Origin of the sequence: Brevibacillus sp. NPDC058079, assembly GCF_042885155.1 — a bacterium.
Taxonomy (GTDB): domain Bacteria; phylum Bacillota; class Bacilli; order Brevibacillales; family Brevibacillaceae; genus Brevibacillus.
Window position 1 is genome coordinate 534,840 of sequence record NZ_JBHVSO010000001.1, and the last position, 12,514, is coordinate 547,353.

A 12,514-nucleotide genomic window follows, 5' to 3' on the forward strand; every position below is an offset into this window, starting at 1 on the left:
TAGGTTGTTTACTCGTATCAATAGGTTGGCAATTGAGTTGCCAGAACCGGCTTACGGAGATGCCAACGCCGCTGCGGCCGTCCAGGAGCTATTGGGCGGTCGCTTTGGTGAGATGTCAACGCTAAACAATTATTTGTTCCAATCCTTCAACTTTCGCGGCAAGAGCAAACTAAAGCCTTTTTATGATTTGGTCGCCAGCATTACGGCGGAAGAAGTCGGGCATGTGGAGCTGGTCTCCAATGCAATCAATTTGTGCATGAAAGGCATTACACGGCCGGGGGACCCTGATACGACTCCACTGAATAACGGATTGAATAAGCGCAATACGTACCATTTTATTGCGACCGCACAAACCGCGATGCCAGGCGACTCCATGGGAAAATCATGGACAGGTGATTACGTATTTTCGAGCGGGAATCTGGTGCTTGATCTTTTGCACAACTTTTTTCTCGAGTGTGGGGCGCGTACTCATAAAATGAGGGTGTACGAAATGACGGATCATCCCACAGCTCGGGCCATGATCGGTTACTTGCTAGTCAGAGGGGGCGTCCATATCGTAGCGTACGCCAAAGCCTTGGAGATCGCTACGGGTGTGGATATGACGAAAATGCTGCCTGTTCCCAATCTGGATAACACACAATTCGATGCGACTCACCCGTATATCGAGATGGGATTGAATCGCAAGCTGTTTACATTCAGCTATCAGGACTATCAGGATATTGCCATGATTTGGCGCGGCCCGTTGCCTGATGGTGGAACAGCGGAAGTCATTCAAGGCGTCCCGGATGGCGGCCCTGTTCCGGACTTAGATGAACTGCCAGAAGAATTTGCGCCAGGTATATCGCGGGAAGACTTTATGAAAATCGCGGAGCGCTTGCAAAGGTCAGCGGGGATGTAGATGGAATGGAAAAAGCACGAAAAAAGTGACCAGTCCGCAGATTGGTCACTTGTTCTTGTTGAGGCAGTCTTACGTCGTTCGGTTCACAGCCTTACCCAGAGCATCTTCTAGTACATGGGCATACTGCATGGTCGTTTCGATTTTGGAGTGCCCCAGTTGTGCTTGGAGCTGATGGGGGTCAGGATTCAAGCGGAGAAACTGTGTAGCAAAGCTGTGACGAAGCTTATGGACAGACAAATCGGGGATGCCGAATGCTTTGGCATACTTTTTGACCAGTTTTTGGACAGACCGCACTTCAATGCGATGCCCATTCGGATTGGTCGGGGAAACAGCGAGAAAAACAGCGTCCTCTTGCGGTTCGGGATTGTATTTGTCACGTAGCTGCAAGTATTTGGCTAAGTACTCCTTGCCCCAGTCACTGAAAAAAGGAGCGTCCTCTTTCTTTCCTTTGCGGATCAATTTCAACTGGTTTTTTTCCATAATAATGTCGGATAGATCGAGACTGACGATCTCTGACACACGGAAGCCACCGGAGAGAATCATCGCGATCAAGGCAGTATCCCGGTCGCGGTTTTGCATGTGATACTGCTTCTTTTTTTCCGTATCACAATGGGCCAGATATCCGTTGTAGACAAAATCGACGAACTGATAGATTTCGTCGTCAATCAGGATTTTTGCCCGAATGGCGTGGGCGCGTGCGAGGGGAGTCAGCTCCGTGATCTCCAGTTCGATTTTGGCGAGTACATTCCGTGTCAAATACGACTCCCCATTCTCATCCTCAGCGAGGGCAGACAAGTAATGAAAAAGCGATTTCAGGCTCGATATTTTTCTGCTGATGGTGCGGTCGCTATACTCTTTTTTCGCGCTTTTGGTAGGGTTCGAGAGCAAAACGGATCGCTCATATAGATGCGACTCCTGCAAGTATAAAATATAGCTTTCTACCGTTTCCTTCTTCAAGTCATTCAAATCGCTTAACGGAATGTCCTTCATATCCGTCGCGGTACTCAATCCTTCTGTCATCATCCAGCGAAAGAAAAAAGAGAAATCGCGGAGGTATCCAAGCAAGGTGGAGGGTGAATTCTTTTTTGCTTTTTTATGCTCAATAAACTTTTCGACATACCATGGGTAGGAGCCCACTGTTTGCAAAAGCTGCAAGGCATCGCGCTGTTTAGTAACGGACATGCTTTCACCACCAAAATCTTTTTGTAAAACGTATACGAACATATATTCTATCAAAAACCAAACGTTCTGGGAATTGCAAATTGAACAAGAAACCGTCATGATGGGGAGAGTGGATGGATGTTGGACAAGAACGGAGTGGATATGTAGTGGCAACATGGGACTTATCTCAGACAAAGCATCATGTGCTGATCTGTAATGGTGGAAGCTGTATGCGCAAGGGTGGCGAAGAGGTTACGGTAGCGATACGCGAAGCGATTACCAACGCAGGTTTGGATGACTATGTACATACAACCCGCACGCGTTGCAACGGGCGATGTGAGGACGCATGCGTGATGATCGTGTACCCCGAGGGAATCTGGTATGAAAACGTGACGCCAGAAGATGCACAGCTGTTAGTGGAAGAGCATTTTCAAAACGGTAGACCAGTAGAGGCCTTGATGACGCATCGCTTCGAAACGAACGGTTTTGTGCGTACGATAGACACCAAGCCTGGTATCTTAAAATCACAAAAGGCAAAAAAATGAGGAAATGGCCACGATCTGCTCACATGAAGCAAGAGAGTGGTTTTTTCATTTTCGGGAGTCTACGAATTAGGACAAAAGGAGAAAGTAGGAGAGATGACATTATCGAAAGGAAAATGATTGAAAGCGTTAACAATATGTCTTTGTGATGTGGACGTTTTAAGTAAATGGTGGTAAAATGTCTGTAGATTAAGTTGATTTTATGCGAATTTTATCAAAATGATGTGTCCATACAGCGTGAACAATTGTTTTTGTGGAACTTACTAATCGATGGCTGAATAATGGAGGGATTCTCGTTGGCGAGCAAAACACTTGAACATTTTTTACATGAAAATCTGGCAGATTTGAAGAGCAAGGGACTGTACAACGTCATAGACCCATTGCAAAGCGCGAACGGTCCTGTCATTACGATTGCAGGAAAAGAACTGATCAACCTCTCCTCCAATAACTATCTGGGCTTGGCTACTGATCAACGTCTTGTGGACGCTGCGATTGCAGCAGCAAGCAAATACGGCGTAGGGGCAGGGGCTGTTCGTACAATTAATGGTACCTTGGACTTGCATGTGAAGCTGGAAGAAAAGCTCGCTGCCTTCAAGCACACGGAAGCCGCTATTGCCTACCAATCTGGTTTTAACTGCAACATGGCTGCGATCTCTGCTGTCATGGACAAGGACGATGCGATTCTTTCTGACGAGTTGAACCACGCCTCCATTATTGATGGATGCCGCCTGTCTCGTGCACAAATTATCCGTGTGAATCACTCCGATATCGATGACTTGCGTGCGAAAGCGAAGGAAGCGAAAGAATCTGGCAAATATAAAAAGTTGATGGTCATTACTGACGGCGTATTTTCGATGGATGGCGATGTTGCCAAGCTGCCGGAAATCGTAGAGGTAGCCGAACAATATGACTTGATTACGTATGTAGACGATGCCCACGGCTCTGGTGTTCTCGGTAAAGGGGCAGGAACGGTTAAGCATTTTGGCCTGTCTGATAAAATCGACTTCCAAATCGGAACACTTTCCAAAGCAATTGGGGTAGTCGGCGGTTATGTAGCGGGACGCCAGGATCTGATCGACTGGCTCAAAGTACGCAGCAGACCGTTCCTGTTCTCGACTTCGCTGACTCCAGCGGATGTGGCTGCTTCCATTGCGGCTATCGATATTTTGATGAACAGCACCGAGCTGCACGACAAGTTGTGGGATAACGGACATTACCTCAAAAAAGGCTTGAAAGAACTCGGCTTCAATATCGGGGAGAGCGAAACGCCTATCACTCCTTGCATTATCGGAGACGAACAGCAGACTCAAGAGTTCAGCAAGCGACTGTATGAAGAGGGCGTGTACGCGAAAGCGATCGTGTTCCCGACTGTACCAAAAGGAACCGGCCGTGTACGGAATATGCCAACAGCGGCACATAGCAAAGAAATGTTGGATCGTGCCCTTAGCATCTACGAAAAAGTTGGGAAAGAAATGGGGATCCTGAAATGAAAAAAATTCTGGTAACCGGGGCGTTAGGACAAATTGGTTCCGAACTCATCATGAAATTACGCGATATTTACGGAGCGGATCAAGTCATCGCCACAGATATCCGGAAAAACGAAGACGATCCTGTCGTGCAATCGGGTCCATTCGAAGTTCTTGATGTCACTGACGGGAACCGGATGTTTGAGCTGGCGAAGATACATGGCGTGGATACCATTATGCATTTGGCTGCCCTGTTGTCTGCAACAGCTGAAGCAAAGCCTCTCTTGGCATGGAACCTGAACATGGGCGGGCTGGTAAACGCTCTGGAAGCAGCACGTGAGTTGAACTGCCAGTTCTTTACGCCGAGCTCGATTGGTGCATTTGGTCCAACTACACCAAAGGACAACACGCCGCAGGACACGATTCAACGCCCTACGACCATGTATGGTGTAAATAAAGTATCCGGTGAGTTGCTCTGCGATTACTATTATCAAAAATTTGGGGTAGATACGCGCGGCGTACGCTTCCCAGGTCTGATCTCGTATGTAGCGCCTCCAGGTGGTGGTACGACTGACTACGCAGTAGACATTTACTACAAGGCGATCCAGCATGGAGCGTATACGTCTTACATCGGCAAAGGCACGTACATGGATATGATGTATATGCCTGATGCGCTGAATGCGATTGTTTCCCTGATGGAAGCAGATTCCTCCAAGCTCATTCACCGCAATGCGTTCAACGTGACTGCGATGAGCATTGAGCCAGAAGATGTAGCAGCAGCGATCCGTAAACACATTCCTGAGTTTACGCTCTCTTATGAAGTCGACCCTGTGCGTCAGGCGATTGCCGACAGCTGGCCGAACTCCATTGATGCTACGGCTGCCCTGCAAGAGTGGGGCTTCAAAGCGGAGTACGACTTGGACAAAATGACTGAGGACATGCTCGCAAAATTGCGGGGAAAGTTGCTCCAACAAGTCGGATAAACGAAGAGTGAAAAAGAAAACTGCCATTTCTTCTTGTACGTGATACGAGAGAGGTGGCAGTTTTTTTGTTTTCCAATCACATGCACTGTGCAAGACTTTTGAATGCCTTTCCCGTTCTACGGGCACATTACGAAAAGAGAGGGGGAGAACCATGGATTTATCTAAAAACTTGCAGGACAACCATTCGAAGCACGACGAAGAAAGACAAGTCATCCCAAATATACAAGACAGTAAAGACTCTGATAATGAGGAACGAACAATAGAAAGCTGGGGCTGGTCAAATAATACCGAGACCGTTCGAGATCGCTGACACCTTGTAACAAACAAAGCCTTCCAGAGTCCGGGAGGTTTTTCTCGTTCCCGGTTGTTATGCTTCGCACAAATGGAAAACCGTCCAAACAAGGACGGTTATTGTGGCTTACAGGAGCATTTGTTGTTGAGGCTAATAGGTGTTAATCATCGTGTTCCCTCTGAAGTTGCAATGTATAAGGGGGTATGTTAAGATCGTTCTGACACGTAACGATTGGAGTTGAAGAGGATAATGTAATATTTTTTGCCACTTTTTGAAGAATAAAGCAAAGTTTGATTTGTTCTTCATTGGCAAGAAAGTTACCTTATTCTTTTCACTCAAAAAATATACCCTTTTCATTCCCTGAACGGGGCTGGATTTGCCGTATTTTTTTGAGCTACAAGAAAGGTAACTTTCTTGTAGCTCTTTTTATTTTAACAAAAGAGGTTACCGACATATCATTGATCAAGGTAACGAACCTGACGTTTGCCTGTAATGGCAGTTACGACAACAACTTTGAGAATGCAAGCGAAAAGCCTCTGCGAGCGTGTTTATTTGCATTTGTGGAACTGAAAGAAAACCATTTCTAGGAGGATGAACGCGATGGAGATTGAGGTTGTAGATGATTGTGTGAACCGATTCCTGTTAGATGAAGCGGTTCACAAAAAAACAAATCGGTTGCCGGAGGTTTACCAATCTATCGATAGGAGCACGTAGCGACGCGTCTGCAAACGTATGCGCTTTTTCTGTATAGTTGGTTAACGACGTGTCAAAGTGCCAACTGACGGTTGCTTTTTTACGTTTTCTCCGGCGGTAAGGAGAAGACATGAGACTATCCTCGAAATATGAAACGATTCGGCGAATATTGTCCGACTTCAAACAGCCCGAGTATCGGTATGCTCAGATTATGGACGCGATTTTCAAGCAAAACATCGGCGAATACGGACGGATGACCATACTGCCCAAATTTTTGCGCGATGAGTTGACCCGGATACTTGGACCGAACGTCTGCAGCATCGTTCCGGTAAAAGAACTCACTTCGAAACAGGTCAGCAAGGTGCTGTTTGCCATTGCGGGCGACGAACGCGTGGAGGCCGTACGACTTACTTATGAACGGGGGTGGAAATCGTATTGTATTTCCACACAGTGCGGCTGCGGATTCGGGTGCAGGTTTTGCGCCACCGGTACCATTGGCTTGAAACGAAATCTGACCGCCGACGAAATTACTGACCAATTGCTGCACTTTTGCTTGAACGGCCACGCCTTGGACAGCGTCTCATTCATGGGCATGGGGGAGGCGCTTGCCAACCCGCATATATTTGATGCAATGACGATTTTGACCGACCCGCATCTCTTTGGTTTAGGACATCGACGAATTACGATTTCCACCATCGGCCTGTTGCCGGGGATTGACAAGCTCACACGGGAGTTTCCGCAGGTCAATCTAACCTTCTCACTGCATTCGCCGTTTGATGATCAGAGAAGCGGGCTGATGCCGATCAACGACCGATTCCCAGTCCGCGACGTGCTGAAGGAATTGGATCGTCATATCCGGCATACCGGGAGAAAGGTGTATATTGCGTATATTCTTCTTCGAGGAGTCAACGACTCGACGGCGCATGCGGAAGCAGTTGCCGAGTTGTTAAAGGGAAGGGGACCTGGCGAACATCTCTATCACGTTAACCTGATTCCATTCAATTCGACCGAAGTTTCGCCAGACAGCTATCGGCAATCTGATCCTAATCGGTTTAAAGCGTTTGTTCGGATCTTGAAGTCAAAGGGTATCAGCATTACGGTCCGAACTCAATTCGGATCGGACATTAACGCGGCATGCGGTCAGCTATACCGCTCCAAATAATCGATGTCGGAAACTAAATTTATTACGACGGACGCTGCGGATCTACGACTGTCTAGAACATTATTTTCAACGAACAACTGTGCCTTGTTGAATAGGGGGGAGCATTTCAATATACGGAACTTTTCGCCCTTTCACAATAGGAGCTTATTGAGAATTGCCTAGCACAACAAAAAGAAGCGCCTCTGCCACGGCTATAGCCGGACGAGGGCGCTTCTTTTCATGATTCTTACAGTTTTTCACGTGCATGTTTAAGGGCTATTGAATTGGCAATGGCTGTCCACATATCAGTTGATTCAGAGCCAACGTACCAGTACGCCAGTCCACCAATTTGCCATTGCAGACTAGCCTGAGCTTTTAGCCCAATTGAACGGCTTTCTTCCAGCCAAATCGTGTGCGTGACGCCTTGCTTTTGATACGTCGAACGGTATTGTCCAACTTTATCGTCCCATACTGTTTTTGCTCTGTATTGCGAGAGCAACTGGTAAGACTGAGGGATGCTGATATCTGTCGATTTCAATGACCCATTCGATTGGTACCAGTCACGTGTGTAAAGAGGCATTCCGGCTATCAGCTTTTGGGTCGGAACCTCGTCAAGCAGGTCGGTAATGACTTTCGTAAACCAAGGCAAGGATGCCACGGAGCCTGCTTTTGACCCGCCTACCCAATGCTCTTCATAGGCCATTACTACCAAATAATCTGCGTGCTTTGCTAATTTAGCAAAATCAAAAGGATCGCTCCAATCTGAATCACCATCAGGCGGAATATCTACTGACAGGACGGCACCTTTTGCGTGAAGAGCAGTCGCGAGCTCCTGGATAAACAAGGTGAAGTTGTTGCGATCCGCAGGGGAGAACCCTTCAAAATCGATGTTAATCCCATCTAGTTGGTACTTATCAATGAACGAAGAAAGCTTTTGCACGGCTGCTTTTCGTTTATTGGGATCGGACAGCATGGTGTGGGTAGCATCGGGATCGAATTTATTACCGAATAGCGGCCACACTTGCTTGCCATTCGCATGTGCCCAATGGACAAGTGAAGTATCCGTAGAGTCGCTGATCGTTCCGTCTTTTTGCAGGAAGTACCAGCGCGGCGACAGCGTGTTGACTCCACTTTTCTTGACTTGTGCAATGAACTCCTCTGTTGTTGATTGGTATTGCCATCCGAGAGAGACAAGAGGCTTTGCAGTAACGTTTTGCTTCTTCAGATTCTCCTGAATTCGATGCAAAATAACAGCCGTTTCTTCTCTCGATAGTGCTTGAGTCGGGCGGAAGTAGCCATTGTAGCCAACCAACCATTTTTTCTGCATGGCGTGGCTAACGGAGGCACGTGCCCAGCTCGAAATCGCATTGGCATCCTTCAAGGGCAACTGGTAAGAAGACGAAATGCTCTGTTCCAGTGCGCGTACGAGAAACGCAGCGGCCTCTTCGCGGGAGATCGTCCGCTTCGGAGCAAATGTAGAAGGACTGACGCCATTCGCGATGTTAAGTCCGGCAGCAGCTTGTACGTATCCGTATGCCCAAGAGTTTTTCGGGACATCCGAATAGGCTGCGACGTTGCTGACCACCGGGTTAATACCGAGCGTTCTTGTGAGCATCGCGACAAACTCAGCACGTGTCACCGGGCGAGTCGGGTGAAAATACCCGTTTTCATCTCCGGAGATGACACCTGCCGCCTGTAGCGAGCGGATTTGCTCTATCGCATAGCTGTTTGCGATATCTTTTAAATTTTTCGTCGATGCTGTGGATGCAGGGACTCCTATGGCAAAAGAGAGACCGTACACCAAAAAAGCAAAGGAGACTAACCAGATATGTATGTTTTGTTTTTTCATCATACATCCAGTATAAGGAGAGAGAACCATTCTTTCATTGGTCAGATATTGGTAGAAACCTTGCAGGGGTGCCCGAACTCTTTTTCTGGGAATGCGATATGATATGATGGAGGAATAAGAATAGAGAGAATGAAGCGAGGCGGAGAGAAATGGAAGACGTACTGATTGTAGGCGGTGGGCCTTGTGGACTGGCAGCGGCAATTGCCTGCAAGCGAGCCGGGCTTGATCCCATCATTATTGAAAAAGGGTCGCTTGTCCATTCGATTTATCGCTACCCGACCTACATGATTTTTCATAGCACACCTGATTTACTGGAAATTGGGGGCGTCCCTTTTGCAACGGCGAACGACAAGCCGACCAGACAGGAGGCACTCAATTACTATCGACTGGTAGTAGCGCGAGAAAAATTGCGCGTGAACGCATATGAAACGGTAACGGAAGCGAAGAAGACGCCAACTGGCTTTCAAGTCACGACAACGGACCGATTCGCCAATAAACATACGTACGAAGCGAAAAACTTGGTGATTGCCACAGGTTACTTTGATAATCCGAATCGACTGCATGTATCGGGCGAGGAGTTGCCGAAGGTTTCATCCTTCTATAAGGAAGCACATCCTTATACAGGGCTGAAAGTAGCGGTAGTAGGGGGAAACAACTCTGCCGTAGACGCGGCGATGGAACTGGAGCGGGCTGGAGCAGAAGTAACGGTGATTTGCCGCCGAACGGAGCTATCTGACAAGGTCAAGGTATGGACAAGGCCTGTTTTTGAGAGTCTGATCAAAAAAGGACGCATCCATATGCTGTTCGGTGCAACAGTCGAGAGCATTGAGGAGCGTTCCATCAAGGTGAAAACAGGGGAGGAAGTCATTACGCTTGCCAATGATCATGTGTTTTCTTTGATTGGATATCGTCCGGATCGTACATTCCTTCATTCGTTAGGGGTTATGATTGAAGAGGAAACGGGAATCCCTGCGCATCATCCCGAGACGATGGCGACGAACATTCCAGGTCTCTATATAGCAGGAGTTATTGCGGCGGGCCATCACGCAAACGCTATTTTTATTGAAAATGGAAGGTTTCACGGTGAAGGTATCGCCCGCCACATTGCCACTCAAAGGGAGCAGTAGCTGCTAGTGATTAGAACTGCCACTCCAATTGTCTGCCTCCGATGAGATGGTAGTGCAGATGGAAGACGGTTTGTTGTCCGTGTTTGCCAATGTTGGTTACGATACGGAAGCCATCCTCGTTCACGCCCATTGTTTCTGCTACTTTTTGCAGCGACAGATGGAGGTGACCGATCAGCTCCTTGTCCTCAGGCTCGATAGCTAGAACGGATTGAATATGCTTTTTCGGAATCATCAGGACGTGTACAGGAGCAACAGGATTAATGTCATGAAAAGCCAATACATGCTCGTCCTCATACACTTTTTTAGACGGAATGTCTCCGTTTACAATTTTGCAAAATAGGCAGTCCATAGGGCTATACATCCTTTCTAAAATGATAGATAAAGCCTACTTCGTCATGCGAGTAGGCTTTCCCTGTTTATTACTCTGGAAAAGTCCGTTCCAAAAACTGAAGAACCTCACGCCAAGAGTGCTCGGATGCGTAGGCGTTATTTTTGGGCGTACCACCATTGAGTTGTGTGCGGGTAGTCGGTATGTATGGAAAACGGATCCCATGTCCTGTATCCGCGTAACGCAAATGCACCACAGAATGAGCAAACTGATAGTCCTTCAGCCGTTGTACCATTTGCTCGCAATGCTCTGCTGCAGGCCACCAGTGATCGTCATCCGAGGAGAGGAAGAGGATCGGACCATTGATTTTTTCTACCGGAATTTCGGCATCTTCTAACCACTCACAAGCAGCCCATGCTTCGGCATGGATGTGATCGATACGTTGACCAGCGTCGAGCCGCACCTGCGAGACTTTTGTCTGCTCCTCTGTCCATGACACGAATGGAAGAGGCTCTCCTTGTAACGACCAAGAGGAATGTGGGGAGAACGTGTCTGAACCAGCAAATGCCCTATCCGTCCCGATCGTAACAGTAGAGCTGGGACTCGAAGCAATGACAGCATGTACATATTGATCGATTGATGCTGTGACTAATGCCAATTCTGCTCCTTTGGAACGTCCGAATAACGTAATTTTATCAGGATGTACGGAGGGCTGCTGCTGTAGCCAATGAATGGCGCGTTGAACATATTCGATCGGGATCTGGCGAATATCGTCAGGAAGATCATTGCAGTGAAAGTAAGCGAGTGCAAGCGCTGGATAGCCGTGAGAGGCGAACAAAGCAGCGAATTGTGAGCAGGAACCAATTCCACCTTCGCTTCCACCAAGTACGACAATGGCGGGTCTTTGCTCTGTGTGGGGGTTTGAAAAAAACAGACCGACTAGCCCATGGTCTGTCACTTTCTGTATCGATACGTCTCGGGAGACAAAAATACGTTTCACGACTGCTTTCGTTACGGGTTTATCGTAGACTTCTGCCGTTAATTCTATCTCGGTGGAGCGTGGGGTGAACTGAAAATTGTCCAGAGAATAAGCATGATAAAAACGCATGGTCTGTACATTCATAGACCAGAACAGCCCCATCGGATCAATTCCCTCATATGTACCAAACAAGGGGGCTTGAGAAACCAAATCGACTGAGCCATTTGCGTCCGCTTGAAAGATGGCATGTGATGATGCAGTCAAATCTCCTCCAGGCAACCCATTTTTTAGAGTAGCATGAAGGGTGATTAATTGATTCGGGACAAACCCGCTGAGTGTAATATGGACGGGAACATCTATCAAGGCTGTAGCAGGCGTAACTTCAATTTGTGGAAGCATCATTTTTGTCAACACTCCTTCCAGATTACGGGAACACTTGACACAGTCATTATAGTAGAATGAATAAAAGTTCGACGTGACGAAATGTGACGGTATGGTTAACTTGACTTCTCGCACGGGGTGTAACTATAATCATTACAACGAAAGGGTGACAACGTATGAAAATCAGCAGCCGTTTCTCCATTGCGGTCCACATCTTATCACTGCTTTCCATTGATTCTAATTCGCATTGCACTTCCGAATGGATCGCAGGTAGTGTGAATACGAATCCGGTCGTGATCCGACGTGTGCTGGGGCTGTTGAAGAAGGCTGGGCTCGTGAACGTACGTGCCGGAGCTGGCGGCGCTTCTCTCGCCAAGGAACTGGATCAAATCACGCTTCTAGAGATTTACCGTGCAGTCGATGTCGTGGAAGAAGGGCAACTTTTTCACATCCATGATCAACCGAATCCCGATTGTCCAGTGGGAGCGAATATACAATTTGTGCTAGAGTTGATTTTGACCCGTGCGCAGCATGCCATGGAGGAGATTTTGGGCGGAGTGAAAATGTCCGAGCTCGTAGATAATCTACGTCAAAAAATAACCGAAAAAGCGCAGTAAGAACAAAAATGCCCTTGCGTAAGCGAGGGCATTTTTGCGAGGAAGGAGTGCCAGCAA

Annotated in this window: 12 protein-coding genes; 8 read left to right on the top strand and 4 right to left on the bottom strand. The window is 47.6% G+C overall.

What is annotated here, in order from left to right:
• The first annotated feature begins 4 nt into the window (after positions 1-4).
• Positions 5-898, top strand: coding sequence for a manganese catalase family protein (locus tag ACFVS2_RS02810; RefSeq protein WP_390230631.1), 894 nt, complete (start codon positions 5-7; stop codon positions 896-898).
• 69 nt (positions 899-967) lie between these two features.
• Here ACFVS2_RS02810 and xerS read toward each other — a convergent pair whose 3' ends face one another.
• A complete protein-coding gene (gene xerS / locus ACFVS2_RS02815) occupies positions 968-2,080 on the bottom strand; it encodes a tyrosine recombinase XerS (RefSeq protein ID WP_007724823.1) in 1,113 nt (370 codons plus the stop codon).
• A gap of 146 nt (positions 2,081-2,226) precedes the next feature.
• Here xerS and ACFVS2_RS02820 point away from each other — a divergent pair, with 146 nt between their 5' ends.
• The 5 genes from ACFVS2_RS02820 to ACFVS2_RS02840 all read left to right on the top strand — a co-directional run bounded on the left by ACFVS2_RS02820 (position 2,227) and on the right by ACFVS2_RS02840 (position 7,197).
• Positions 2,227-2,604 (top strand): (2Fe-2S) ferredoxin domain-containing protein, encoded by a 378-nt coding sequence (locus tag ACFVS2_RS02820; protein ID WP_026043057.1) that lies wholly within the window; start codon positions 2,227-2,229, stop codon positions 2,602-2,604.
• A 293-nt stretch (positions 2,605-2,897) separates the two neighbouring features.
• Positions 2,898-4,091, top strand: a complete 1,194-nt coding sequence (locus ACFVS2_RS02825; protein ID WP_173617823.1) for a glycine C-acetyltransferase — start codon at positions 2,898-2,900, stop codon at positions 4,089-4,091.
• Positions 4,088-5,050, top strand: a complete 963-nt coding sequence (locus ACFVS2_RS02830) for an L-threonine 3-dehydrogenase (protein WP_390230636.1) — start codon at positions 4,088-4,090, stop codon at positions 5,048-5,050. The genes ACFVS2_RS02825 and ACFVS2_RS02830 overlap by 4 nt, the downstream gene beginning before the upstream one ends.
• Positions 5,051-5,201: 151 nt before the next feature.
• On the top strand, positions 5,202-5,360 hold the full coding sequence (locus ACFVS2_RS02835; RefSeq protein WP_390230639.1) for a hypothetical protein: 159 nt from the start codon (positions 5,202-5,204) through the stop codon (positions 5,358-5,360).
• A gap of 805 nt (positions 5,361-6,165) precedes the next feature.
• Positions 6,166-7,197: a Cfr family 23S rRNA (adenine(2503)-C(8))-methyltransferase gene (locus ACFVS2_RS02840; RefSeq protein ID WP_390230642.1), complete on the top strand. Its 1,032-nt coding sequence runs from the start codon at positions 6,166-6,168 to the stop codon at positions 7,195-7,197.
• Between the two features lie 226 nt (positions 7,198-7,423).
• On the opposite strand, the gene ACFVS2_RS02845 is transcribed toward ACFVS2_RS02840, so the two are convergent.
• On the bottom strand, positions 7,424-9,025 hold the full coding sequence (locus ACFVS2_RS02845; protein WP_390230645.1) for a glycosyl hydrolase family 18 protein: 1,602 nt from the start codon (positions 9,023-9,025) through the stop codon (positions 7,424-7,426).
• A 149-nt stretch (positions 9,026-9,174) separates the two neighbouring features.
• Here ACFVS2_RS02845 and ACFVS2_RS02850 point away from each other — a divergent pair, with 149 nt between their 5' ends.
• Complete coding sequence (locus ACFVS2_RS02850) at positions 9,175-10,152, top strand: YpdA family putative bacillithiol disulfide reductase (protein WP_390230648.1); 978 nt, start codon at positions 9,175-9,177, stop codon at positions 10,150-10,152.
• 10 nt (positions 10,153-10,162) lie between these two features.
• Here the strand turns inward: ACFVS2_RS02850 and ACFVS2_RS02855 are convergent, their stop codons facing one another.
• Both ACFVS2_RS02855 and ACFVS2_RS02860 read right to left on the bottom strand, forming a co-directional pair.
• Entirely contained in the window at positions 10,163-10,501 is a 339-nt protein-coding gene (locus ACFVS2_RS02855; RefSeq protein WP_007727375.1) for a histidine triad nucleotide-binding protein, read from the bottom strand.
• A 70-nt stretch (positions 10,502-10,571) separates the two neighbouring features.
• Entirely contained in the window at positions 10,572-11,861 is a 1,290-nt protein-coding gene (locus ACFVS2_RS02860; protein ID WP_390230652.1) for an acyl-CoA thioesterase/bile acid-CoA:amino acid N-acyltransferase family protein, read from the bottom strand.
• Positions 11,862-12,016: 155 nt separating this feature from the next.
• Between ACFVS2_RS02860 and ACFVS2_RS02865 the strand changes: the two genes are divergently transcribed.
• Complete coding sequence (locus ACFVS2_RS02865; RefSeq protein WP_390230655.1) at positions 12,017-12,457, top strand: Rrf2 family transcriptional regulator; 441 nt, start codon at positions 12,017-12,019, stop codon at positions 12,455-12,457.
• Positions 12,458-12,514: the final 57 nt, after the last annotated feature.